The sequence below is a fragment of the Photobacterium salinisoli genome, assembly GCF_003614885.1.
In the GTDB taxonomy this organism is placed as follows: domain Bacteria; phylum Pseudomonadota; class Gammaproteobacteria; order Enterobacterales; family Vibrionaceae; genus Photobacterium; species Photobacterium salinisoli.
In genome coordinates, this window is sequence record NZ_QZMS01000007.1 from 1,653,437 (window position 1) to 1,676,758 (window position 23,322).

Annotated in this window: 22 protein-coding genes; 15 read left to right on the forward strand and 7 right to left on the reverse strand. The window is 48.9% G+C overall.

The window, feature by feature from the left end; translation table 11 throughout:
* Positions 1-195: 195 nt before the first annotated feature.
* Positions 196-1,083: a DUF2989 domain-containing protein gene (locus D6M16_RS08250; protein ID WP_240435550.1), complete on the forward strand. Its 888-nt coding sequence runs from the start codon at positions 196-198 to the stop codon at positions 1,081-1,083.
* Positions 1,084-1,109: 26 nt separating this feature from the next.
* On the opposite strand, the gene msrB is transcribed toward D6M16_RS08250, so the two are convergent.
* A complete protein-coding gene (gene msrB / locus D6M16_RS08255) occupies positions 1,110-1,499 on the reverse strand; it encodes a peptide-methionine (R)-S-oxide reductase MsrB (protein WP_120511378.1) in 390 nt (129 codons plus the stop codon).
* Between the two features lie 345 nt (positions 1,500-1,844).
* Here msrB and gap point away from each other — a divergent pair, with 345 nt between their 5' ends.
* Both gap and D6M16_RS08265 read left to right on the forward strand, forming a co-directional pair.
* Positions 1,845-2,840 carry a type I glyceraldehyde-3-phosphate dehydrogenase gene (gene gap / locus D6M16_RS08260; RefSeq protein WP_046218692.1) on the forward strand — a complete coding sequence of 332 codons (996 nt, stop codon included), beginning with the start codon at positions 1,845-1,847 and terminating at the stop codon, positions 2,838-2,840.
* Positions 2,841-2,958: 118 nt separating this feature from the next.
* Positions 2,959-3,831, forward strand: a complete 873-nt coding sequence (locus D6M16_RS08265; protein ID WP_120511379.1) for a D-hexose-6-phosphate mutarotase — start codon at positions 2,959-2,961, stop codon at positions 3,829-3,831.
* Between the two features lie 56 nt (positions 3,832-3,887).
* Here the strand turns inward: D6M16_RS08265 and D6M16_RS08270 are convergent, their stop codons facing one another.
* Positions 3,888-4,268 (reverse strand): VOC family protein, encoded by a 381-nt coding sequence (locus D6M16_RS08270; protein WP_120511380.1) that lies wholly within the window; start codon positions 4,266-4,268, stop codon positions 3,888-3,890.
* Between the two features lie 551 nt (positions 4,269-4,819).
* On the opposite strand from D6M16_RS08270, the gene D6M16_RS08275 reads away from it, so the two are divergent.
* The 3 genes from D6M16_RS08275 to D6M16_RS08285 all read left to right on the forward strand — a co-directional run bounded on the left by D6M16_RS08275 (position 4,820) and on the right by D6M16_RS08285 (position 9,687).
* A complete protein-coding gene (locus D6M16_RS08275) occupies positions 4,820-6,754 on the forward strand; it encodes a PrkA family serine protein kinase (RefSeq protein ID WP_046218694.1) in 1,935 nt (644 codons plus the stop codon).
* A 31-nt stretch (positions 6,755-6,785) separates the two neighbouring features.
* On the forward strand, positions 6,786-8,057 hold the full coding sequence (locus D6M16_RS08280) for a YeaH/YhbH family protein (RefSeq protein WP_046218695.1): 1,272 nt from the start codon (positions 6,786-6,788) through the stop codon (positions 8,055-8,057).
* A gap of 97 nt (positions 8,058-8,154) precedes the next feature.
* Positions 8,155-9,687: a SpoVR family protein gene (locus D6M16_RS08285; RefSeq protein WP_120511381.1), complete on the forward strand. Its 1,533-nt coding sequence runs from the start codon at positions 8,155-8,157 to the stop codon at positions 9,685-9,687.
* A gap of 71 nt (positions 9,688-9,758) precedes the next feature.
* Here the strand turns inward: D6M16_RS08285 and fadR are convergent, their stop codons facing one another.
* Positions 9,759-10,610, reverse strand: coding sequence for a fatty acid metabolism transcriptional regulator FadR (fadR, locus tag D6M16_RS08290; RefSeq protein ID WP_027252831.1), 852 nt, complete (start codon positions 10,608-10,610; stop codon positions 9,759-9,761).
* A gap of 446 nt (positions 10,611-11,056) precedes the next feature.
* On the opposite strand from fadR, the gene nhaB reads away from it, so the two are divergent.
* Both nhaB and dsbB read left to right on the forward strand, forming a co-directional pair.
* Positions 11,057-12,646, forward strand: coding sequence for a Na(+)/H(+) antiporter NhaB (gene nhaB / locus D6M16_RS08295; protein WP_120511382.1), 1,590 nt, complete (start codon positions 11,057-11,059; stop codon positions 12,644-12,646).
* 112 nt (positions 12,647-12,758) lie between these two features.
* Positions 12,759-13,280, forward strand: coding sequence for a disulfide bond formation protein DsbB (gene dsbB, locus D6M16_RS08300; RefSeq protein WP_120511383.1), 522 nt, complete (start codon positions 12,759-12,761; stop codon positions 13,278-13,280).
* Positions 13,281-13,317: 37 nt separating this feature from the next.
* On the opposite strand, the gene D6M16_RS08305 is transcribed toward dsbB, so the two are convergent.
* Positions 13,318-13,971 carry a YecA family protein gene (locus D6M16_RS08305; protein WP_120511384.1) on the reverse strand — a complete coding sequence of 218 codons (654 nt, stop codon included), beginning with the start codon at positions 13,969-13,971 and terminating at the stop codon, positions 13,318-13,320.
* 134 nt (positions 13,972-14,105) lie between these two features.
* On the opposite strand from D6M16_RS08305, the gene D6M16_RS08310 reads away from it, so the two are divergent.
* Together D6M16_RS08310 and dusC are read left to right on the forward strand one after the other, a co-directional pair.
* Positions 14,106-14,807, forward strand: a complete 702-nt coding sequence (locus D6M16_RS08310; protein WP_120511385.1) for an NAD(P)H-binding protein — start codon at positions 14,106-14,108, stop codon at positions 14,805-14,807.
* A gap of 82 nt (positions 14,808-14,889) precedes the next feature.
* The gene (gene dusC / locus D6M16_RS08315; RefSeq protein WP_120511386.1) at positions 14,890-15,849 is read left to right on the forward strand and encodes a tRNA dihydrouridine(16) synthase DusC; all 960 of its coding nucleotides are present in this window, start codon (positions 14,890-14,892) and stop codon (positions 15,847-15,849) included.
* 273 nt (positions 15,850-16,122) lie between these two features.
* Here the strand turns inward: dusC and D6M16_RS08320 are convergent, their stop codons facing one another.
* Positions 16,123-16,557, reverse strand: coding sequence for a YcgN family cysteine cluster protein (locus D6M16_RS08320; RefSeq protein WP_120511387.1), 435 nt, complete (start codon positions 16,555-16,557; stop codon positions 16,123-16,125).
* A 263-nt stretch (positions 16,558-16,820) separates the two neighbouring features.
* On the opposite strand from D6M16_RS08320, the gene D6M16_RS08325 reads away from it, so the two are divergent.
* Positions 16,821-17,087: a YkgJ family cysteine cluster protein gene (locus D6M16_RS08325; RefSeq protein WP_120511388.1), complete on the forward strand. Its 267-nt coding sequence runs from the start codon at positions 16,821-16,823 to the stop codon at positions 17,085-17,087.
* Here D6M16_RS08325 and D6M16_RS08330 read toward each other — a convergent pair.
* Both D6M16_RS08330 and D6M16_RS08335 read right to left on the reverse strand, forming a co-directional pair.
* Positions 17,064-17,309, reverse strand: coding sequence for a TIGR02647 family protein (locus D6M16_RS08330; RefSeq protein ID WP_027252839.1), 246 nt, complete (start codon positions 17,307-17,309; stop codon positions 17,064-17,066). The genes D6M16_RS08325 and D6M16_RS08330 overlap by 24 nt on opposite strands.
* A 174-nt stretch (positions 17,310-17,483) precedes the next feature.
* Complete coding sequence (locus D6M16_RS08335) at positions 17,484-18,347, reverse strand: Tim44 domain-containing protein (protein WP_120511389.1); 864 nt, start codon at positions 18,345-18,347, stop codon at positions 17,484-17,486.
* 285 nt (positions 18,348-18,632) lie between these two features.
* On the opposite strand from D6M16_RS08335, the gene D6M16_RS08340 reads away from it, so the two are divergent.
* From D6M16_RS08340 to D6M16_RS08355, 4 genes are all read left to right on the forward strand, one after another.
* Positions 18,633-19,040 (forward strand): NINE protein, encoded by a 408-nt coding sequence (locus D6M16_RS08340; protein WP_027252841.1) that lies wholly within the window; start codon positions 18,633-18,635, stop codon positions 19,038-19,040.
* A 164-nt stretch (positions 19,041-19,204) separates the two neighbouring features.
* The gene (locus D6M16_RS08345; RefSeq protein WP_120511390.1) at positions 19,205-19,801 is read left to right on the forward strand and encodes a TetR/AcrR family transcriptional regulator; all 597 of its coding nucleotides are present in this window, start codon (positions 19,205-19,207) and stop codon (positions 19,799-19,801) included.
* Between the two features lie 14 nt (positions 19,802-19,815).
* Positions 19,816-21,687: an MFS transporter gene (locus tag D6M16_RS08350; RefSeq protein WP_120511391.1), complete on the forward strand. Its 1,872-nt coding sequence runs from the start codon at positions 19,816-19,818 to the stop codon at positions 21,685-21,687.
* A 304-nt stretch (positions 21,688-21,991) separates the two neighbouring features.
* Complete coding sequence (locus D6M16_RS08355; protein WP_120511392.1) at positions 21,992-23,206, forward strand: pyridoxal phosphate-dependent aminotransferase; 1,215 nt, start codon at positions 21,992-21,994, stop codon at positions 23,204-23,206.
* Positions 23,207-23,322 lie beyond the last annotated feature (116 nt).

The window sequence follows — 23,322 nt, forward strand, 5'->3', positions numbered from 1 at the left end:
TTGATGCCCGATTATTTCAGGCCACTTGCAATGGTAGGCTACGATAATGACCTGAGTTTGCCAGTCAAGTAGCGTCTTGGTTTTAGTTTTCTTTTGTTTTCGTGATCACACTGCAGCAATGTCACATTATTCTTTCTCTCTGCTCCGTTTCTGCCGATAGGTATTAAGGTATTCTTGATTGTAGTGAACCAACCTATGAGTAACGCACCGCACATGACTTCTTCTGGCAAAAAAACGCGCAACATTTTGTTTTTTTTATCTGCTGTCGCTTTTCTGCCAGCCTGCCAGGGTGAGTTCAAAACAACGGACAGCCTTTGCTCGGCACATCCCGAGCTGTGTGAAGGACTGAATAATAATGACGGCCAGTGCCGTATCCAGCGTACCGACCTCATTTGGCAACGCTATAAACAGCTGAAAACGCCGACCGACATTGAAAAACTGCATACCCTTGAATTCACTCGCAGTTATCAGTATTGCCTGGAGTATGCGGCCGAAATTGAGCCAACCCGCTACAAAGAACGTAAGTCGGTACGAGCTGCTGCGCTCATTCACAGTTATGAGGTCATTGAACAGCTGACCGCAGAGCTGGCTGACTCCAAAGAGCCAGAAGTGATTTATGATCGCTGGAGCCAGGGCGAACACCAGGCTAAAGAAGAATTTCTGAAACTAGAGGGGACAGGACAGCTGCAGACGCCTGAATTACAACTGGCACTGGCCTCTTTTTATACTGGTATTGATAAAGCCAAAACTCGCCAGCTTCTGTTAAGAGCTCTGGAGCTTTATCATGGCAAGGTCAAAGTGAAACCAGACATTATTCTGACACTGGCGACGCAGGCCCACCAGGACAACAACAAAGCCGAGGCCTATTTATGGTCAAGAGTAGGTAGCCTGATGGGACTGCCCGTTGCAAATTCAGAAACCTTATCGCGTCTGTATCCAATGCCGCAACAAGATAAAAGTCATCTGGATGCTTTAGCAGAAAACATCATCCAGAGCATCAGTGCCGGCCATTTTAACCGTGTTTATGTAGAAAAAAATCTGACCGCACTGCCAAGTCAGCAACCCAACCAGCCATCGTCCTGATAACACCATCACGGGCAGCACTGCCGTTACTCCACCTCACTAAATTGCAGTGAGACAGAATTGACGCAGTATCGCTGCCCGGTAGAAACTGGCCCATCATCAAATACATGCCCTAAATGACTGTCACATTCTGCACAGCGAATTTCCGTTCGCTTCATCCCGTGACGGGTATCGCTTAAATACCGAATTGAATCAGAATTAACCGGTGCATCAAAACTCGGCCAGCCACATCCCGAATCGTATTTTTGCTCAGAATGAAATAAGGCAATTTGACAACAAGTGCAGTGATATATTCCTGTTTTCTTATTATGCAATAACGTGCCTGAAAAAGGGGCTTCTGTACCACCTTCCCGACAGACGTAATATTGTTCATCTGACAACAGTTCTTTCCAATAAGAATTTGTTTTAAAAGCCATTTACCTGCCTGTAAACACTGTTTTCCAAACCCGTACTACTTAAAATTTGCCAATTTTTGCATATATGGCACATACTTTTGCTCGAAAGGTTTTTACATCGAAATAGTGCATTTAAGCATATTCCCCTGTATTTCGGGTACTGAATTAAAACTGAGCTACATTGTTGATTACTTTGCCAGCATTTATAGGTGAACTATTCATCTTTCGGCCAGGATTGTAATAAAAATCCGAAAGTTTTTTGATTAAAGACAATTTGAGGTCTGTTTTTGCTTGCAGACCAGCGTTAGATTATGTAATTTTACTACCAGTTATCTTTCATTAGAAATTAAGTTGTGGAGCAACATAATGACTATCAAAGTAGGTATTAACGGTTTTGGCCGCATCGGTCGTTTCGTTTTCCGTGCTTCTGTAGAACGTGATGATATTGAAGTTGTCGGTATCAACGACCTGATCGACGTCGAGTACATGGCTTACATGCTGAAGTACGATTCAACTCACGGCCGTTTCAAAGGCACAGTTGAAGTTAAAGACGGTAACCTGATCGTTAACGGCAAGACTGTACGTGTTACCGCTGAACGCGATCCAGCGAGCCTGAACTGGGATGCAATCGGTGTTGATGTTGTTGCAGAAGCAACGGGTATCTTCCTGACTGACGAGACTGCACGTAAGCACATCGAAGCGGGTGCGAAAAAGGTTGTTCTGACTGGTCCGTCTAAAGACGACACGCCTATGTTTGTAATGGGTGTGAACCACGAATCTTACGCAGGTCAGGACATCGTTTCTAACGCGTCTTGTACTACTAACTGTCTGGCACCTATCGCTAAGGTTCTGAACGACAAGTGGGGCATCAAAGACGGTCTGATGACGACTGTTCACGCAACAACTGCTACTCAGAAAACTGTTGACGGTCCTTCTGCAAAAGACTGGCGCGGTGGCCGTGGTGCTTCTCAGAACATCATCCCATCTTCAACAGGTGCAGCTAAAGCTGTAGGTAAAGTTATTCCTGAGCTGAACGGCAAACTGACCGGTATGGCATTCCGCGTTCCAACTGCAGACGTTTCTGTTGTTGACCTGACTGTTAACCTGGAAAAACCTGCAACTTACGAAGAAATCAAAGCTGAAATGAAGCGTGCTTCTGAAGCTGAGATGTCTGGTGTACTGGGTTACACTGAAGACGCAGTTGTGTCTCAGGATTTCATCGGTGAAGTACGTACTTCTGTATTCGACGCTGACGCAGGTATCGCTCTGACCGATACTTTCGTGAAAGTTGTATCCTGGTACGACAACGAGATCGGTTACTCTAATAAAGTACTGGATCTGGTTGCTCACATCTCTAAGTAAGACTTAGACGATGACTCAAAAGGCGGCTGATGGCCGCCTTTTTGCTATCTGTCATCCGGATAGAGTCTCGACGGGCAGCAGTGTCGCCCGCTTTTCATTGGCTTGTAAAGGAATCACTATGGACTTACGTCAACTTCCGACTTCAACAGTGCTTTCAGAACATATCAGCCTGTGCCGTCTTGATGGTGTGGATATCATTCGAATTCTTCACCCTGAATGCCAGGCCGCTGTCTCATTATTTGGTGGTCATCTCTTAAGTTTCCAGCCGCAGGGACACAAGGACCTGATTTGGATGAGTGAGGCCGCCGACTTCTCAGGTAAATCACCGATTCGTGGTGGCATTCCAGTCTGCTGGCCTTGGTTCGGTAAAGTTGCCAGTCCTTCGCACGGTTTTGCACGTTCCAGTGTTTGGGAGCTGGAAAGTTTCAACGATCAGAAAAGCCATGTCACTGTCACGCTCACGCTGCATGATTCCCCCAAGTCCCGTGCTATATGGCCCTACCGCTTCCATAACCGGCTTCACTTTGAGTTCGATAAAACCCTCAAAGTCCAGCTGACCAGCACCAATACCGACCAGCGGCCTTGGCATATGTCCGGCGCGCTTCATACCTATCTGGCCGTGGGAGACATTATGCAAGCGAAATTGTCCGGGCTGGGTAATGAATACCTCGACGGTCTGGCCGATCAGCAACGTCTTCCAACCAATGGTGTCTTACAATTCGATGACGCCGTAGACAGGGTTTACAGCCGGGCAGAAGACACGATTTATCTGGAAGATCCTGCTCTGTTTCGCCGCCTGCGCATGCATAACCATGGCCATGACAGTGCCGTGGTCTGGAACCCATGGCAGTCAGGTGCGGCAGGCATGGCTGATATGACGCCGGATGGTTACACCACTATGCTGTGTGTGGAATCAGCCGTAGCGGGTCAGAGTATTGTGCTGGAACCCGGGCAATCACATCATCTCAGTACCGAAATTGGCGTCGAGTAACTACCAGGCTCAGGAAAACCTGAGCCTGATTTAACTGCTGACTTTAGCCTCTGAGCTCAGGCCTGCATGGTTATATCTGCTTCAATCAGCACCCAGCCGTTACCATCCGGATCATTGAAAGTCGCGAAACGCCCTCCCATTAAGGTCACAATCTCAGAGAGACTGACCCCCCGGTTGGTGAGCTCATCGTATGTCGAGGTAATATCGTCGGTATGCACCACTAACCCCTGGACTGAGCCTGCCTGCATTCCCCCAAATGGCATTACCAGACTAATGGTCGTCTCTGCGCCCTTAGGTGCCAGCTGTATCCAACGTTTATGGCTATCCGCCTTGTGATCCCGGATCAGCTCAAACCCCAGTGCATCTCTGTAAAACAAAAGTGCCTGGCTTTGGTCCGATACAGGAATCGACACAGTATCAACCCGCGAAATCGGCATGTATCTCCTCCCCCTCAAGCTACACTTTTCTAGCTTAAATCAGAGCTGTTGATTTAGCTCAAAAAATAAGCAATCTGTTTGATGACATGCTCCTCCTCTGAGCCTGTTTCCCAGTATTGAGACAGGACGGGTAGCTGGTTTTCTTCAGTGCATCCCTTTCAAAAAACCATCTTCAGCTGAGTTTCCCATTACCGGCATCATTTAACGCCAACCCACACAGCCGATACCAGATTTCGCACCAGTTCCTACCGTTTGCCCGCTTCAACTCACTTCCCTGAATAATGCGGCTTCAAGCTGAATCCCGACCCAGTTAAAGTGGCGTTTTTTTGAACAAGATGGCTTGCAGATCCCTGTTGATAGGAGGATAGTACCTCTATGGATAGGTTGTTTTTTGCCCATCACTGTCTGATGTGTCAGCTAAATTTTTCAGCAAAACCAACCACTCACTAAAGCAAATTAATTAGTTAGGTCTAGTCTTAGTTATGAGGGATGTGAAAGATTATTGATTTCGTCCTTTCTAAATGATTGAAGAACGATTCAGGGGGCATACCATGAGTATTTTTGACCACTATCGTCATCGCTATGAAGAAGCCAAGGATGAAGAGCTTTCATTGCAAGAATTCCTTGAGATTTGCCGTAACGATCGCAGTGCTTACGTAAACGCCGCAGAACGTCTTCTGATGGCGATTGGTGAACCGGAAATGGTAGATACCGCAAAAGACCCGCGTCTGAGCCGGATCTTTTCCAACCGTGTCATCTCGCGCTATCCGACGTTTGAAGACTTCTATGGCATGGAAGAGGCCATTGAACAAATTGTTTCTTACCTGAAGCATGCCGCTCAGGGCCTGGAAGAACGTAAACAAATTCTCTATCTGCTGGGTCCAGTAGGTGGCGGTAAATCCTCACTGGCTGAAAAATTAAAAAGTCTGATGCAAAAAGTGCCCATTTACGTGCTGACTGCCAACGGTGAGCGCAGTCCGGTAAATGACCACCCATTCTGCCTGTTCGACCCACTTGAAGACGGCGAAATTCTGAACAAAGAATTTGGCATCCCTCATCGCTATCTGAACAATATTATGTCACCATGGGCAGCGAAACGCTTGAAAGAATTCGGTGGTGATATCACCAAATTCAAAGTGGTAAAAGTGCGTCCATCCATTCTGCATCAGGTGGGTATCGCGAAAACAGAGCCTGGTGATGAGAACAACCAGGATATTTCATCCCTGGTAGGTAAAGTGGATATCCGTCAGCTTGAGCATTTTGCCCAGGACGACCCGGATGCTTACAGCTACTCAGGTGCGCTGTGTAAAGCCAATCAGGGTATGATGGAATTCGTGGAGATGTTCAAAGCACCGCTGAAAGTGCTGCACCCACTGCTGACCGCCACTCAGGAAGGCAACTATAACGGTACAGAAGGTCTGTCCGCTCTGCCTTTCGATGGCATTATTCTGGCTCACTCCAACGAATCAGAATGGCAGACTTTCCGAAACAACAAAAATAATGAGGCGTTTCTCGATCGTGTTTACATAGTGAAAGTGCCTTATTGTCTGCGTGTATCGGAAGAGATCAAGATTTACGAAAAACTGCTGATGAACAGCGAACTGGCTAATTCGCCATGTTCTCCGAGTACGCTGGATATTCTGGCCCGCTTCTCAGTGCTGTCGCGCCTGAAAGAGCCTGAAAACTCAAGCATGTACTCAAAAATGCGGGTGTATGACGGTGAAACCCTCAAAGACACGGATCCAAAAGCCAAGTCTTATCAGGAATACCGCGATTACGCCGGTGTAGATGAAGGTATGTCCGGTCTATCAACCCGCTTCGCGTTCAAAATCCTGTCCCGGGTGTTCAACTTTGACCACTCAGAAGTCGCCGCGAACCCGGTTCACCTGTTCTATGTTCTGGAACAACAGATCGAACGTGAACAGTTCCCGCAGGAAAATGCCGAGAAATACCTGGAGCACCTGAAAGGCTACCTGATTCCCAAATATGTCGAATTTATCGGCAAGGAAATTCAGACTGCTTATCTGGAGTCCTACTCTGAGTACGGTCAGAACATTTTCGACCGCTATGTCAGCTATGCGGACTTCTGGATTCAGGATCAGGAATATCGCGATCCGGAGACAGGTCAACTGTTCGACCGCGCTGCATTGAACAACGAGCTTGAGAAAATCGAGAAGCCTGCCGGTATCAGTAATCCGAAAGACTTCCGTAACGAGATCGTCAACTTTGTATTGCGTGCACGTGCCAGCAATGCCGGTAAAAATCCAAATTGGACCAGCTACGAGAAACTGCGCACGGTTATTGAGAAGAAAATGTTCTCAAATACCGAAGAGCTGCTTCCTGTCATCTCGTTCAACGCCAAAACCTCTACGGAGGAACAGAAGAAGCACGACGATTTTGTCGCCCGTATGATGGAAAAAGGCTATACCCGCAAGCAAGTACGTCTGTTGTCTGAATGGTATCTGCGCGTACGTAAATCATCGTAATTGATGGATGATGATCAAGGGGGGAGAGCTTATGGCGCACTTTATCGACCGCAGGCTCAACGGCAAAAATAAGAGCACAGTGAACCGGCAGCGTTTTTTACGCCGGCACAAGCAACAGATCAAAGATTCTATTGCTGATGCCGTTAATAAACGCTCCATCACTGACGTGGAAAGCGGAGAAAGCATCACTATCCCTTCCCGCGACATACGTGAACCCTCGTTCCATCAGGGACGAGGTGGACAGCGAGAAATCGTCCATCCTGGTAACGATCAGTTCAGCCCTGGTGACCGCATTGAGCGGCCCCAGGGGGGAGCCGGTTCCGGCGGTGCGGGCGAAGGCCAGGCAAGCCCTGATGGCGAGGGGCAAGATGACTTTGTCTTTCAAATCTCTAAAGACGAGTATCTGGATCTGCTTTTTGAAGATCTCGAACTCCCGAACCTGAAAAAAAATCAATTCAACAAACTTGTTGAGTGGAAAACTTTCCGCTCCGGATTTAAATCTACCGGGGTACCGGCCAATATCGCCATTGTCAGGTCCCTGCGTAATTCTCTCGCCCGTCGTACTGCGATGACGGCAGCAAAACGTCGCCAGTTGCGAGAGCTGGAGCTTGAACTCGACAGATTACAAAGCACAGAACCGGCACAACCGTTTGATGAGCAGCGTGTGAAAGAAGAAATACAGACACTGCGCGATCGCATCAGCAAAGTGCCATTCATCGATACCTTTGACCTGAGATACAAAAACTACGAACGTCGTCCTATGCCCAGTAGTCAGGCAGTGATGTTTTGTCTGATGGACGTATCAGGTTCAATGGATCAGGCAACCAAGGATATGGCGAAACGCTTCTATATCCTGCTTTACCTTTTCCTGACACGAACCTACAAAAATGTGGATGTGGTCTTTATCCGCCACCATACACAAGCCAAAGAAGTGGACGAACACGAGTTTTTCTATTCTCAGGAAACCGGGGGCACCATAGTATCCAGTGCATTGCGTCTGATGGATGAAATCATTAAGAAGCGGTATTCCCCTTCAGAATGGAACATCTATGCAGCGCAGGCTTCAGATGGCGACAACTGGGCGGATGATTCTCCCGGCTGCCGTGAGTTGCTCGACAAGCATATTCTGCCGGTTTCGCGTTATTACTCGTACATTGAAATTACCCGTCGGGCTCATCAGACGCTGTGGCGCGAATATGAGTCCCTGCTGGGCAACCATGAAAATTTTGCCATGCAGAACATTCGCAGCGTAGAAGACATCTTCCCGGTATTCCGAGAACTGTTCAAAAAACAAGTCCATTAATCCTAAGGCGCAGGGCGACGTAAAAACTCGCCCATCTGCAATCTACACTTAAGGGACAGCGCTGATTATTGGCCGACGCGCATCAGGGGAGTGGGTTATGGAAACAGAGATCAAACAAAAGGCACTCAGTGATGGTCCGGACTGGACATTTGAACTGCTTGATCAATACCACAAGGAAATCAAGCGGGTGGCCAACCATTACCGGTTAGATGCCTACCCTAACCAAATTGAGATCATTACTGCCGAGCAAATGATGGATGCCTATTCCAGCATCGGCATGCCGATTAATTACAATCACTGGTCATTCGGAAAACGCTTCATCGAAACAGAGCGTGGTTACAAACATGGCCAGATGGGACTGGCGTATGAAATAGTGATCAACTCAGATCCCTGTATCGCCTACCTGATGGAAGAAAACACTATCACCATGCAGGCCCTGGTCATGGCCCATGCCAGCTATGGCCATAATTCTTTCTTTAAAGGCAACTACCTGTTCAAAACCTGGACAGACGCCAGCTCAATTATTGATTACCTGCTATTTGCTAAAAAATACATCTCTGAATGTGAGGAAAAATACGGTGATGTAGAGGTCGAAAAATTACTCGACTCCTGTCACGCGCTGATGAACTACGGCGTTGATCGCTACAAACGGCCGCAAAAAATCTCGCTGGTTGAAGAAACCGCCCGTCAGAAAGCACGGGAAGAGTATCTGCAAACGCAAGTGAATGCGCTATGGCGCACTATTCCGGCGCAAGCGGAAAAGGATCTGCATGACGAAGAAATCCGTTTTCCTGCCGATCCCCAGGAGAACATTCTGTACTTTATTGAAAAACATGCTCCGCTTCTCGAGCCCTGGCAGAGAGAAATCGTGCGGATTGTGCGCAAGATAAGCCAATATTTTTATCCTCAGAAACAGACTCAGGTTATGAATGAGGGATGGGCGACGTTCTGGCACTACACCATTTTGAATCATCTCTATGATGAAGGGCTGGTCACTGATCGATTTATGCTTGAGTTCCTGCACAGCCACACCAATGTCGTTGCGCAGCCAACCTATAACAGCCCTTACTACAGCGGTATCAACCCTTACGCCCTCGGGTTTGCCATGTTTCAGGATATTCGCCGCATCTGCGAAAATCCCACCGAGGAAGACAAATACTGGTTTCCCGATTTTGCCGGCAAAGACTGGCTGGATACTGTGCATTTTGCAATGGAGAACTTTAAAGACGAAAGTTTCATCAGCCAGTTTTTGTCACCAAAACTGATCCGTGATTTTAAATTCTTTGCGGTTGATGACGATGACAGAAACAACTATGTGGAAGTCAATGCGATTCACAATGAAGAAGGCTACAGGGCAATTAGGGAAAAACTGTCGTCACAGTACAATCTGAGTAACAACGAGCCAAACTTGCAGGTATGGAACGTGGCATTGCGCGGCGACAGGTCGCTAACGCTAAGGTACGTGCCGCATAACCGGATACCTTTGTCAGACAGCTATAACGAGGTCCTTAAACACCTTCATCGTCTGTGGGGGTTTGATGTCATTCTGGAAGAAGAGCTGAGTGACGGCAGAAGCCATATTCTGTCGACCTGCCCTACCAGAAGCAGCAGTTACTCTTCAGAGCTCTGAATTAAAATCTTGCGCAAAAAAAGAGAGGCATTACGCCTCTCTTTTTCATTCACATAGTGGTTAGCAGCTGATTACTGCTCTTCCTCGTGCAGATAACGGGCAATTTCGATACGATGACTGTACCAGATAGCTCCACTGTCGCGACCGTATTTTCGAATACGATCTGCTACCAGCTCTGACTGATGATTATCGCAGTACGACTTCAGATCGCGATAATATGCCAACGCCAGCTCACAGGCTTCACGGTTCATGAAGTAATATCCACCCACTCGGGTGTAAATTTTACGCAGACCGTTAATTGTCAGTACATACAGGATGTTACCTGAGTGGGTAGCCATTCCCTGAAACATGCGGTAATCAAAATAATTGAAGGCACGGGCACGGCAAATCTGCTCACACAGCTCCGGCTGTTCCTTACCGTATTTATCGACAATTTTTCTGACTTCCAGCAGCAGCTCAGGCTTTGCCTCACAGCTTTCCACGAAAGACTCGAAGCTGCTCGCAGCCAGGAGAGATTCACAGGAATGGATAACATAATCCAGCAACTGGCTGACTTTTTCGCTGTTAGATTTCACCGCATAACGCATGTAAACGGTACTGATATCGGTACGGGCAGCCAGCAGATCTTCCAGAACGCGCTGAACATCCTGGCCATCCAGAGTAATAAGGGTATCCAGGATGCTCAGTCCTGAAGTGTCCATATAGTTATTTACCCGGGTTGGCTTACCGTGTTGAATGGTCAGCCATCCATCACGTGCCAAACGCTGCAGCACTTCCCGTAAAGTTGTACGTGTCACACCAATCAGCTCTGATAATTCACGCTCTGCAGGTAAAATTGACCCCTGCGGAAAGTGATTATTCCAGATACTCTCAATGATGTATTTCTCAGCAAATGTTGCTGGGCTATCAGCCTTTATAACCATCAGTTAGTATTCCAAACTTGCTTCTTGCATATCTTTTATAAACTCATCATACCACTAGTTATGGCTGAGTAGAAACGTTGCCTCCGGGAGTTTTGAAGTAAGTTAACAAAGGTGCAATATCCTGCAATCAAACCCTCATCCCAACTTATTGTTCTGGCAGATATATTTATAACTATTTCTGATACAATCTCTAAGACGTAGTCCACAGTTTGGATTTACGCTCTATTTTTGTGTTACGAAATATTAACACCTTAACAAACAATTCATACAATCGGTTAAAATTGCGACCCGTAAATAAGGGGAGTCAGCAATGACAATTCCCCGGAAAGGAAGCGATTTGCCATCAAACTCTCAGGGCTTTCAATGACTCGGAAACATTCTGAGCCAGGGCTGAGGTACACCTGTTGTTTTGGTGGCGCCCATAAATAACACAGAGATCAAAAAAAATGGCTATCACGCTAGGGAACGCGTTTATTAAGAACTTTCTGGGTAAAGCGCCCGACTGGTATAAACTCACGATCATTGCCTTCTTGGTGATCAACCCCATCGTTTTTTTCTTCATCGACCCTTTTGTCGCCGGCTGGCTACTGGTTGTTGAGTTTATCTTCACTCTGGCAATGGCACTTAAATGCTACCCGCTTCAGCCTGGTGGTCTGCTGGCCATTGAGGCTGTTGCTATCGGCATGACAACGCCTGAACTGGTCAAACATGAGCTGGTCGCCAATATTGAAGTCTTGCTGCTGCTTATCTTCATGGTGGCGGGCATTTACTTTATGAAGCAACTGCTGCTGTTCATTTTCACCAAGATATTGATAGGCATCCGCTCAAAAATTCTGCTGTCACTGTCTTTCTGTGTCATGGCAGCCTTCCTGTCGGCATTTTTGGATGCCCTGACGGTGATTGCCGTTGTGATCAGTGTGACTACTGGTTTCTACAGCATCTACCATAAAGTCGCCTCCGGTCAGGAACCTCACGCGTCTCACGATCACACGTCCGATCATGCCATTCACGAACTGAGCCGCGATGATCTGGAAAACTACCGGGCCTTCCTGCGCAGCCTGCTGATGCATGCGGGTGTGGGTACCGCACTGGGTGGTGTCATGACCATGGTCGGCGAACCGCAAAACCTGATCATTGCCAATCAGGCGGGCTGGCAGTTTGGCGAATTCTTCCTGCGCATGGCGCCAGTAACCGTGCCCGTTTTCTTTTGTGGCCTTATCACCTGTGCTCTGGTCGAAAAGTTTGGCCTGTGCGGCTACGGCGCCAAGCTTCCTGAAAACGTCCGCAACATCCTGATCGACTACGATAACGAAGAGCGTAAGCGTCGTACCAATCTGGATATCGCTAAGCTGTGGGTTCAAGTCATCATAGCCGTCTGGCTGATTGCCGGTCTGGCGCTGCATCTGGCTGCTGTCGGTTTGATTGGTCTGACCGTGATCATCCTGGCTACCGCGTTTACCGGCATCATTGAAGAGCACTCTCTGGGTAAAGCCTTTGAAGAAGCTCTGCCGTTCACGGCTCTGCTGGCCGTTTTCTTCTCTGTGGTCGCTGTGATTATCGAGCAAAAACTGTTCAGCCCTATTATTACTGCCGTACTGGAAATGGATGGCAGTGCGCAGATGGGGATGTTCTACATTGCCAACGGGCTGTTATCTATGGTGTCGGATAACGTTTTTGTCGGTACTGTCTATATCAATGAAGTGAAATCAGCGCTGATCGACGGCATGATTGACCGCGAACGGTTCGACATGCTGGCAGTGGCCATCAACACTGGTACTAACCTGCCATCGGTCGCGACGCCAAACGGCCAGGCTGCTTTCTTGTTTGCACTGACATCGGCACTGGCACCGCTGATCAGATTGTCATACGGACGCATGGTCTATATGGCACTGCCATATACACTGGTCTTGTCGCTGATTGGTCTCGCAGGCATCGAGCTGACATTGATCCCTATGACTGAGTGGTTCTATCAAAACGGTTGGTTGTCCGCCGCCAGCGAAGCCATTCCACAATTAGCACCGGTAACTGGACACTAACGGGAATTTCTGGTTCTCTAGGTTGTCATAGCTAAAGCAAAGCACTGAGTAACAAGGGGTTGTCGACTTTTGCGTTTACAACCCCTTCGCTGTATCTGACCGAGAGAATTTCATGCAGATGTTAAAAACCTTCAGCCAACGCCGCCTGTCTTGGCTACTGTTGTTACTTTTCGCCGTCTTCTTTGAAGGCTGTGCCCTGTTTTTCCAGCACGCGATGAATCTGGCACCCTGTGTCATGTGTATCTATGAGCGCATTGCGATGTTTGGGATTGGTATTGCAGCTATAGTTGGTCTTATCGCGCCAGACGTGAATGTTGTTCGCTGGTCCGGTCTGGCATTATGGGGATACAGCGCCTGGCGTGGTCTGTCTCTGGCACAAGAACATGTCGGCTATCAGTTTAACCCCTCCCCATTTGCCACCTGCGATCTGTTTGTCAAACTGCCTGACTGGGCACCACTGAATCAATGGGCGCCCTGGCTATTCGAAGCGTACGGCGATTGCAGCAAAGTGGTATGGCAATTTCTGGGACAATCCATGCCGCAATGGCTGGTCATTATTTTCGCGGCTAACCTGATTGTCTGGGCTGTCATCGTACTGGCTCAGTTTGTTAAATCAACATCAAGCCAATACTGACAACACAGGAGGCGTCATGCCTCCTGTTTTCTGTCACTTAGTTTCGGCCACAACACTGCTTAAACTTTTTCCCGCTGCCGCACGGACAAGGATCATTACGGCCAACCCCCTTATAAGGGTTGATCGACTGCGCTGAGCTGCCACCTTGCTGCAGCTCATCAGCGGCCATCACCACCTCTGAAATCATAAAAGGCAGATTGGCATACAATGCACCGGGTTCGGGCATACCACCAACGCCGTCATCGGCCATTTGAGTCAGCGTACCGGCCTCATCAAGCATCAGCATACAGGTCGTCAGCAAGGCCGACAGCATTCTGCCGGTGCCATCGGAGATGGTTTTATTTTCCCAGTGCACTGCCACATGCGGCCATACGGCCAGAAAACCTTCGGCAAAATGCCCCATGGCCTCTGATACCCCCTGAGCTTCCTGCCACTGCAGTTCCGAAGGAAGGCTGTATTCGCCCGATTTAATGGCCCGGTATTGGTACTCAAAATGCGCCAGTATGCTGGCTCTGTCTTGCTGGCTGATGGTCACTGGCTCATCTTCTGTCAGACCGCCGTTTACCAGTGCGGGCAGCCAGCTATCCGGCTCCATTGCAGCAGGGTTGGCATTTGCAGCGAGTAAGGCGCCTTCAATAAAGGCCGGCGGCATGCCTGCCCAGTCATCAGAGAGCGAGATCAATGTGGTCATGGTGTTTTCCTGTTTGTTGTTATCGGCGAGTATAACGCAAACGAAAAAGGCCGCAAATGTGACGATTTGTTGTTGAAATTTCACTCAAAACAACGCAAAAATGGCCTTAACGCTAACAGCTGTGAGTAACAAAGATGCAAAGAGAGGTCAGCGCGATTATTGCAGGAGCTACCGGCCTGGTGGGCAACGAGTTGCTGCACCTGCTGCTCGGTAACGGCACCATGGAAAAGGTATACGCCCTGACCCGTGTCGCATTGCCGTATCGCAGTAAAAACCTGGTGCAGATAGTACATCCCGAATTACGTATCACGGAATGGGAAGATAGCGATCCCGTCCCTGAGCTTGGATTTATTTGTCTGGGTACCACCAAAAAGTCTGCCGGCAGCAAAGCCGGGCTTGAGGCGGTGGATGTCGAGTTGGTCAAATCGGTGGCGCGCAGTATGTTACAGCTGGGCGTAAAACATCTTGTTGTCATTTCCAGTCTGGGCGCCACACCTTACTCCCCGTCCTTCTATCTGCGTTGCAAAGCGAAAATGGAACAGGCACTGAGTGACATGGGCTTCAGCCACTGCATTTTCGTACGTCCTGGACCGCTGAGCGGTGAGCGCTCAGAGTCACGGCAAGATGAAGTGCTGTTGCAAAAAGGTCTGGAACTCGCTCAGCCTTTACTTATCGGCCCGCTTTCACACCTGGTCCCCATTCCGGCCGAGGACGTTGCCCTGACCATGCTGAAGCTGGCAATCAAGGCTTTAGATCTGCCGCCCACCGCTGCGGAAATTCACAGCGGCAATGCACTAAGACGACCCGCCTCAGATGCCCAGCAGCCTCATGCCTGACAGACTCTGAGCAAAAGGTGACAAGCTTGCCTAACCACACTACAATCTCGCCTCTTTAATTGAACAGCAGTAATCTGAGGCTATGAGACTGATACTTGGCCCGATGGAAGGTGTGCTTGACCACCTGATGCGGGAAATGCTCACTGAAATCAATGACTACGATCTGTGCGTGACTGAATTTGTCCGCGTGATCGACCAGCGCCTGCCCAAAAGTGTCTTCTATCGTCTGTGCCCGGAATTACTGCAAGGCGGAAAAACCCTGTCAGGTACACCTGTTCGTGTTCAGTTACTCGGCCAGGATCCGGACTGGATGGCCGAAAATGCCCACCTCGCGGCTTCGCTGGGCTCTCCCGGTGTAGATATCAACTTTGGCTGCCCGGCAAAATCAGTGAATAAAAGCCGGGGAGGCGCGGTATTGCTGCAAGAACCCGAGCTGATGTATCAGATCGTCAAAGCCGTCCGCGAAGCGGTTGATCCGCGAGTACCTGTTTCGGCCAAAGTCCGTTTAGGCTGGGATGACCCGGGGCACTGCTTTGAGATCACCGATGCGGTTTCGCAGGCCAAAGCAGATGAAATCACCATTCATGCCCGCACCAAAACCGATGGCTATAAAGCTGAGGCGATAAAGTGGGATTACATCCGGCAGGTAAAACAGACAGCACAGCTTTCTATCGTCGCGAACGGTGAAGTATGGAACCATGCCGACGGGCAAGAGTGTATGGAAACCACGCACGCCGATGCGCTGATGGTGTGTCGCGGCGCGCTTAACCTGCCTAACCTGGGCAATGTGGTCAAATATAATCACCCCCACATGGGATGGGAGACGGTGTTGGATCTGCTGCTGAAATATTCCGGTTACGAAATCAAAGGGGATAAAGGCCTGTATTACCCGAACCGTGCCAAACAGTGGTTTGCTTACCTTCGCCACGAATACCCGCAAGCCAAAGCCCTGTTTGCTGATGTCCGCCGCCATAACAAGGCTGCCCCCATTGTCGAAGTACTGCAATCTGCAAAAGCGCAATTGTTGCGGCAAGCCAGCTAGCAGCGGTACAGGACAGTATAAACAACACTTGGATTTATCATGGCGAACCTTGTCCGAACTGGCTGGCAGACGGCATACGGGGTAGCAGGAAAAGAGCAGCGAGCACCCCGCCCTGCTGCTGAAACATCAAGCTAATAGACCATCACGCTAATACATTAAGCTTGCTTAATAGACAGCCTTAGTGCGGAAGAGGTAAAAACAAAGCTCAGCCAAACCGCCTTGTCGTGCGCCCGAATCTCATTTCAGCCGGCTTCAAGCAGCAGACAGCAGACACTAACGATTCGGGTGATTTAGAATATGATCTTCCCAGTCGATAACATCAATTTCATACACGACTTTATCGCGCACCGACTGATTAGCCGCATGCATCGCCTCTTTAGAGCCGGTAATTAACGGGTGCCATTCCGGCAATGGCTGGCCTTCAGCCAGCAGGCGATAGGCACAGGTGTCCGGCAGCCAGCTGAATTCATCAATGCGCTCACGGGTGAGTTTCAGGCACTCTTCACCCGATTCAAACCGATTGGCATAGTCTTTACATGAGCAAGTCTGATCATCCAGCAAACTACAGGCAACGTTGGTGTAATACACCTCATCGGTATCATCATCGATGAGTTTATGCAGGCAGCACTTGCCACAGCCGTCACACAGTGATTCCCACTCTGTATCTGTCATTGCTGTCAGGTCTTTCTCTTGCCAAAATGCTGCCATTACTGTGCCCCAATCTCTGCGTGATTCGCCCTCTTATTGTAGGGATAAGAGGAAACAAGGCGGTGTTATAGCTGTCTGCACGGCAAAGTGCAAGCCTCAGTCCGGATTTCCCCCTCTCCGGCAAATATACAACAGCCGCAAAGGTTGATTCCCGATACCATGGGTGATAGTTTGCGCCACCAGCGTAAGCGGCCAGTGATACTGGCCGGAATCACGAAGTGTCACTGTAGAATAAGACTGTCAGATAAGTATAGAAGGTTGGAATGGATTGTCGTTTAGGCTGCGGAGCCTGTTGTATTGCCCCGAGTATTTCTTCCCCCATTCCGGGTATGCCAGATGGCAAACCTGCCGGGGTGCGCTGTATTCAGCTAAACTACAATAATTTGTGCAAGCTTTTTGGCAAACCGGAAAGGCCTGCAGTATGCCATCACTTCAAACCCTGTCCGGATGTCTGCGGCACCACCAATCAGCAAGCGCTGTTCAATCTGACAGAGCTGGAACAGATCTCAGACGTTCACTTTGCCGGATAATATTCGCAACGCTGATTTGGCATGCTCGAGTGCCTGGTGGCCTGAGCTGGTCAGATAGCCACCATCGGGCTGAGTGACGAGCCCTTTATCATATAAACGCTGTGCAGCAGAGATCATCTCAGAACTCGCTTCATGGTTAACCTTAATCCCCTCCATATCACTGTGCATCGGGAACTTAACCAGTAGATTCAATTCTTGTACTAACTCTGGTGTCAGGGGCATACCGATTTCTCCTCTTAAGAACTTATCTCCAAGCATAGTGAGAGAAACCGAAAGTCGCTGCGGTTTAGATCAAAACAACAGTAATTATCTGAAAAAAAAGAAAACCGCTTATCCCGAAAGGGGTAAGCGGTTTATGAAACGCTTGAGTTTCTAGCGTGCTTTATACTCTGTCTGTCAGGCTTGAATACCGACAATCAGCCAAGGTGCATTCGGCGCGCTCAGATCACGCTCCAAATGCCAGATATCAGAAATATCTTCTTCTACCCCTTCATGGCTGTCTTTATAGCGCCCTGCAAACTTCACGCTCAGGTGAGCGGTATTGGCATTATAATCAGCACGAACCAGCTCGGCATCAACGTACATCACTTCAGTGTGTTGCTCGCCGTCAAGTTTCTCACGCTCTGCTTTTAAGTCTTCAAACAGTGCTGGGCTGACATACTCACGGATGGTTTCCAGTTCATTGTGATTCCAGGCACCTTGCAGTGTGCGGTAATGCTCACGCGCACCTTGCAGAAAAGCATTCATATCAAACCCAGGAGGCAAGTTGAACGGCACATCACTATCGGTTGAGCGATACTCAGGCTGTGCAGTCGCAGCGCCAGTAAAGGCATCCGCTTGTTGACGGTACGCGCCCTGCGCCTGAGGTGAGTCGCCAGCGTACGCCTGCTGATGCCCCATCGCAGTTGGCTTGGCTTTACGCATTCCTTTGAGGAACTTGAAAATCAGAAAAGCGATCAGGCCAAAAATCAGGATATCCATAAACTGAATACCTTCAAAAGCCCCACCGAAGAATGCCGCCAGTAAACCACCGGCGAGCAATCCGCCCAGCAATCCACCCATCAGCCCTTTTTTGCCGGCCGATGCCGTTGGGTTCTGTTTACTGATCGTATCTGTTTGCTGCGGCTGCTGTTTTTGCGCCGGAGCTGTCTGATAGCTCTTGCCCAATGACTTACTGCCGCCAAACTTTTTCGCTTCTGCGTGGGGAGCCGTGAAAGACACAGCCACCAGTAACGCGAACATGGTTAAATAGCGTTTCATCAATCCTTTACCTTTGCCTATAAAATGCAATCCTTATGCATCCTAGCTGGGGGGATGGTAAAGTCAATCAGGTCCGTCGCCCAAATTGTTACCAAATTTAGCAAGCTGGGCGATTATGCTTCCTGCAACCGTTACAGCCATCAGCAACAAGCTGACGTCACTTGATTGTCAACAATGCGATCTTCTACGGCTAAGCTAATGAAATGGCTTGTTACTTCGTGTACATCCCACCTAGTATTAGGCAAGACCTGTTTATCTCAATTCGCATACAGTGAGGCAATCACCATGCATGAAGCGACGCATCAGAACACACACAGTAAACTGATAGGTTATTTGCTTTGGATTTTTGGTTTTACCGGTGCCCACCGCTTTTATTACGGTAAACCGGTGACCGGTACGCTGTGGTTCTTCACTCTGGGCCTGCTGGGCATTGGCTGGCTGATAGACCTGTTTCTGATCCCTGGCATGGACAAAGAAGCAGATCTTCGTTTTCAAAGCGGTGAACTGGACTATAACATTGCCTGGCTGCTGCTCACCTTTCTGGGTGTCTTCGGCGTGCACCGTATGTATATGGGAAAATGGATAAGCGGGCTTTTGTATTTGCTGACGTTTGGCTTTTTCCTGATTGGTGTTTTGATTGATTTCTGGACCCTGAATGAACAGGTTTCGGTCAAAAATGCCGAGCGGCGTTAATAACCGGTATCAGAGACATTCTTGACCCGGAAGTTTTGTTGCCCATAGAATATTGAACATTGTTCTATATTCTATACTTTTTATAGCACACGCAGCCTGTGCTAAGGCAGTCAGCAAACTGTCCGGCCTTTTATTTGTGCTTAGCGCACCATGTAGGGAAGATCATGGCAAGACGAAACGATCACACGCGGGAAGAGCTCATCAGCATGACACTTGAGCAAGTCAAAAAGTTTCTCAGCGAGCACCCCCATCACGAACTCAGCCTAAGAAAAGTCGCCGCAATGATTGGCTATGTACCCAGCACCTTAGTGAATGTGTTTGGTAACTATAACCTGCTGTTACTCCATGCTGTTGCCCAAACCATGGATGAGCTGTTTGCGGAAGCTGAAAAGCAGTTGCAGCAGTCAGAGTCAACCACTGACGCACTGCGCAAGCTAGCCTACTGTTATCTGAATTTTGCGGTGGATAATCCTTACCGCTGGCAGTTAATTTTCCAGCACACCATGAATGGTGAGGAACTACCCGAGTGGCAGAATGAACGCATCAACAATATGATTAACATGTTAGAAAGCCTGATCCGTCAACTCATCCCCGACCAGTCCGAAACTGCGGTGATGGAAGCCAGTCGCGTCCTGTGGGCGGGTGTGCATGGCATCACCCTGCTGACCGTTGACGATAAGCTGTTCACCTCAACGCCTGTTGACGGAAAAGCGCTGATCGACAACCTGCTGGATACTTACCTGAAAAATTGGCAGGTATGAAGGAGCCCAGCCAGATGAGTCATTCGCAATCCGCTTTACTTACCCAACGCCGTTTTCTTCCTTATTTTATTACCCAGGCGCTGGGCGCGTTTAACGACAACATTTATAAAAATGTTCTGCTAATTCTGATCGCTTTTTCGGCGCCAGGCACTTTGCCATTTGAGTCCGATTTTATTATCAACCTGGCCGCCGGTATCTTTATTCTGCCTTTCTTTTTGTTCTCGGCGTCTGCTGGTGTTCTGGCTGACTCCTATGATAAAGCCAGCATCATGCGAAAGGTGAAAATGGCTGAAATCATCATCATGTCCATGGCGGCTGTGGCGTTTGTGGCAGAAAATTATACCGCCTTACTGCTGCTGTTGTTCCTGATGGGCTCACAATCTGCCTTCTTTGGCCCAGCCAAGTATGCTTTACTGCCTCAGCACCTGAAAAAAGAAGAGCTGGTTTCCGGCAATGCGTTGGTTGAAACAGGGACCTTCCTGGCCATACTGATCGGTACCCTGCTTGCAGGGATCATTGCCGATCAGCCAGAGGCGAGAACCATAGCGGCAGTGGCTGTGGTGTCATTCGCCGTCTTAGGCTATGCCAGTTCGCGTTATATTCCTGAAGCCAAACCCTGCGGCGCTGGTCAGCGGTTTCGCTGGCAGCCGATCAGACAAACCCGCAAAACGCTGTCTATTGCAGCGAAAGATAAAGTGGTGTTGCAGTGTGTGCTGGGTATCAGTTGGTTCTGGTTTCTGGGAGCAAGTTATCTGACCCAGTTTCCCAACTTTGCCAAGTTATACCTTGGCGGTAACGCCGCTTCGGTTTCAGTCCTGCTGACCTTATTTTCCATCGGTATTGCTATTGGCTCGCTGCTGTGCGACCGCCTGTCTGGCCATCGCATAGAACCTGGCATCGTTCCGCTGGGCTCACTCGGCATCACGCTGTTTGGTGCAGATCTGATGTTCGCGACTCCTGATATTGCCCCGATCTCGGACTCACTGTGGGCCTTTCTGGCCCAACCGGATCTGATACGGGTGTTCTTCTCGCTGACCATGCTGGGTGTCTCTGGCGGCATCTATATCGTGCCTTTGTACGCGATGATGCAAAACCGCGCCGAGCCGTCAGAGCGGGCGCAAGTGATTGCAGCAAACAATATCTGGAATGCCATTTTCATGGTAATCAGCGCAGTGACAGCGATTGTTTTCCTGTCAGTGCTGTCTTTGTCAATACCGCAGTTCTTCCTTTTTCTGGCAGGTCTGAATCTGTTGGTGCTGGGCTATATCTATCTGCAGGCACCTGACTTTTTCTGGCGATTTATCATCTGGATTGTCAGCCACACCTTGTACCGGGTAAGCCACCAGCAACTGGAGAACATTCCCAAACAGGGCGGTGCATTAATTGTCTGCAACCATGTCAGTTATATGGATGCCTTGTTGCTGGCCGGTGCCTGTCCTCGCCCAATACGCTTCATCATGGACGAGGACATCTTCAAACTGCCACTGATTAAAACCTTCTGCAGCGCGTGCAAAGTGATTCCCATTGCCGCCAAAGACAGACGTTCCATCCAAAAAGCATTTGAAGAAGTAGAATACTATCTGTCTCAAGGCGAACTGGTGTGTATCTTCCCTGAAGGAAAACTTACCCATGATGGAGAAGTGGGGCCTTTCATGCGTGGGGTCGACCTTATTCTGAAACGCTCCCCCTCGCCTGTCATTCCAATGGCGCTGCAAGGTTTGTGGGGCAGTTACTTCAGCCGTGAAGGCGGTAAAGCCTTGCTGAAATGGCCGAAACGTTTCTGGTCACGCGTCACTATTGTTGCCGGAGCCCCGGTTAATGCGCAATCGGCCAATAGCGCGGCTTTACGTGAAACCGTTATTGCCCTGCGCGGCGAATCTCGCTAAAACACTAACAAAACGGAAAGTGCATGATTTTGCGCTTTCCGTTTTTATCCTGTTCCGGAAATTTTCACAGAATAATCGACCAACACAAAAGAAAATTTCAATCATTAAAACCAGCCATTATCCGTTCAAACCGAGAGATCATCGGCCTTAACCCCTTCACACCACTTTTCACCCTTTTAGTTTATTATTCTGATTAATATTAAAATTACGCCCCTTCACATAATTTTTTCCTGCAAACCCTTTATCAAAAGGTGGCATTTAGTGTAATTTGTGGGAAATGTTCACTTTTTCGCAGGATGACCACATGCACAACATCGGGATGTCTACCAAGCTCAACAATGTTTGTTATGACATAAGGGGACCCGTTCTTAAACATGCCAAGCGCATGGAAGAAGAAGGCCACAAAATTCTTAAACTCAACATTGGCAACCCCGCCCCATTCGGTTTTGATGCGCCTGATGAGATCCTGGTGGACGTTATCCGCAATCTGCCAACGTCACAGGGGTACTGCGATTCAAAAGGCATTTATTCGGCGCGCAAAGCTGTGGTACAGCATTATCAGAAACGCGGCCTGCTGGATTTGGATGTTGAAGATGTGTATATCGGCAATGGCGTATCCGAACTGATCGTCATGGCGATGCAGGCACTGCTGGATAACACGGATGAAATTCTGGTTCCTGCACCCGATTATCCGCTGTGGACTGCGGCGATATCCTTGTCTGGCGGCAATCCGGTGCACTATATCTGTGACGAAGAATCAGACTGGTATCCGGACCTAGATGACATTCGCAGTAAAATCACCCCGAAAACGCGCGGGATTGTATTGATCAACCCGAACAATCCGACCGGTGCAGTCTACAGCCGAGATTTTTTGCTGGAAGTGATTGAAATCGCCCGTCAGCACAAACTGATTATCTTTGCCGACGAAATTTACGACAAAATTCTGTATGACGGCGCTCAGCACACTTCAATCGCGCCACTGGCTGAAGATGTGTTCTGTGTTACCTTCAATGGCTTGTCTAAGTCTTACCGTGTCTGCGGCTTCCGTGCCGGCTGGATGTTGCTCTCAGGACCACGCCACGTTGCCAAACGCTACATCGAAGGCCTGGACATGCTGGCCTCAATGCGCCTGTGTGCCAACGTACCGATGCAGCATGCCGTACAGACAGCCTTAGGTGGCTACCAGAGCATTAACGAGCTTATCCTGCCTGGCGGTCGCTTGTTAGAGCAAAGAAACAAGGCCTACGACATGATTACACAAATTCCCGGCGTATCATGTGTGAAACCCAAAGGTGCCTTGTACTTATTCCCTAAGCTGGATCAGAAGAAGTTCAACATTGTCGATGATCAGAAAATGGCTCTGGACTTCCTGCAGCAAGAGAAAGTACTGATAGTCCACGGTACAGGCTTTAACTGGAAAAAGCCGGATCACTTCCGCATTGTGACGTTACCCAGGGTCGATGACCTGGAGATGGCTATCGGCCGTCTGGAACGATTTCTTCATGGCTATCGTCAATAAGTCGTAACCGGCAATAAACCGTTCAGCATATATCGCAAAGCCCCAGTTCTTGGGGCTTTTGTTGTTTCCTAGGCTGCAAAAAATCTGTTAGGTTTAAATAGCAGTCTGATCAATGT

Coding starts and splice junctions, on each gene's coding strand:
- D6M16_RS08250 (WP_240435550.1), top strand. CDS start 196: ATGAGTAACGCACCGCACATGACTTCTTCTGGCAAAAAAACGCGCAAC.
- msrB (WP_120511378.1), bottom strand. CDS start 1,499: ATGGCTTTTAAAACAAATTCTTATTGGAAAGAACTGTTGTCAGATGAA.
- gap (WP_046218692.1), top strand. CDS start 1,845: ATGACTATCAAAGTAGGTATTAACGGTTTTGGCCGCATCGGTCGTTTC.
- D6M16_RS08265 (WP_120511379.1), top strand. CDS start 2,959: ATGGACTTACGTCAACTTCCGACTTCAACAGTGCTTTCAGAACATATC.
- D6M16_RS08270 (WP_120511380.1), bottom strand. CDS start 4,268: ATGCCGATTTCGCGGGTTGATACTGTGTCGATTCCTGTATCGGACCAA.
- D6M16_RS08275 (WP_046218694.1), top strand. CDS start 4,820: ATGAGTATTTTTGACCACTATCGTCATCGCTATGAAGAAGCCAAGGAT.
- D6M16_RS08280 (WP_046218695.1), top strand. CDS start 6,786: ATGGCGCACTTTATCGACCGCAGGCTCAACGGCAAAAATAAGAGCACA.
- D6M16_RS08285 (WP_120511381.1), top strand. CDS start 8,155: ATGGAAACAGAGATCAAACAAAAGGCACTCAGTGATGGTCCGGACTGG.
- fadR (WP_027252831.1), bottom strand. CDS start 10,610: ATGGTTATAAAGGCTGATAGCCCAGCAACATTTGCTGAGAAATACATC.
- nhaB (WP_120511382.1), top strand. CDS start 11,057: ATGGCTATCACGCTAGGGAACGCGTTTATTAAGAACTTTCTGGGTAAA.
- dsbB (WP_120511383.1), top strand. CDS start 12,759: ATGCAGATGTTAAAAACCTTCAGCCAACGCCGCCTGTCTTGGCTACTG.
- D6M16_RS08305 (WP_120511384.1), bottom strand. CDS start 13,971: ATGACCACATTGATCTCGCTCTCTGATGACTGGGCAGGCATGCCGCCG.
- D6M16_RS08310 (WP_120511385.1), top strand. CDS start 14,106: ATGCAAAGAGAGGTCAGCGCGATTATTGCAGGAGCTACCGGCCTGGTG.
- dusC (WP_120511386.1), top strand. CDS start 14,890: ATGAGACTGATACTTGGCCCGATGGAAGGTGTGCTTGACCACCTGATG.
- D6M16_RS08320 (WP_120511387.1), bottom strand. CDS start 16,557: ATGGCAGCATTTTGGCAAGAGAAAGACCTGACAGCAATGACAGATACA.
- D6M16_RS08325 (WP_120511388.1), top strand. CDS start 16,821: ATGGATTGTCGTTTAGGCTGCGGAGCCTGTTGTATTGCCCCGAGTATT.
- D6M16_RS08330 (WP_027252839.1), bottom strand. CDS start 17,309: ATGCCCCTGACACCAGAGTTAGTACAAGAATTGAATCTACTGGTTAAG.
- D6M16_RS08335 (WP_120511389.1), bottom strand. CDS start 18,347: ATGAAACGCTATTTAACCATGTTCGCGTTACTGGTGGCTGTGTCTTTC.
- D6M16_RS08340 (WP_027252841.1), top strand. CDS start 18,633: ATGCATGAAGCGACGCATCAGAACACACACAGTAAACTGATAGGTTAT.
- D6M16_RS08345 (WP_120511390.1), top strand. CDS start 19,205: ATGGCAAGACGAAACGATCACACGCGGGAAGAGCTCATCAGCATGACA.
- D6M16_RS08350 (WP_120511391.1), top strand. CDS start 19,816: ATGAGTCATTCGCAATCCGCTTTACTTACCCAACGCCGTTTTCTTCCT.
- D6M16_RS08355 (WP_120511392.1), top strand. CDS start 21,992: ATGCACAACATCGGGATGTCTACCAAGCTCAACAATGTTTGTTATGAC.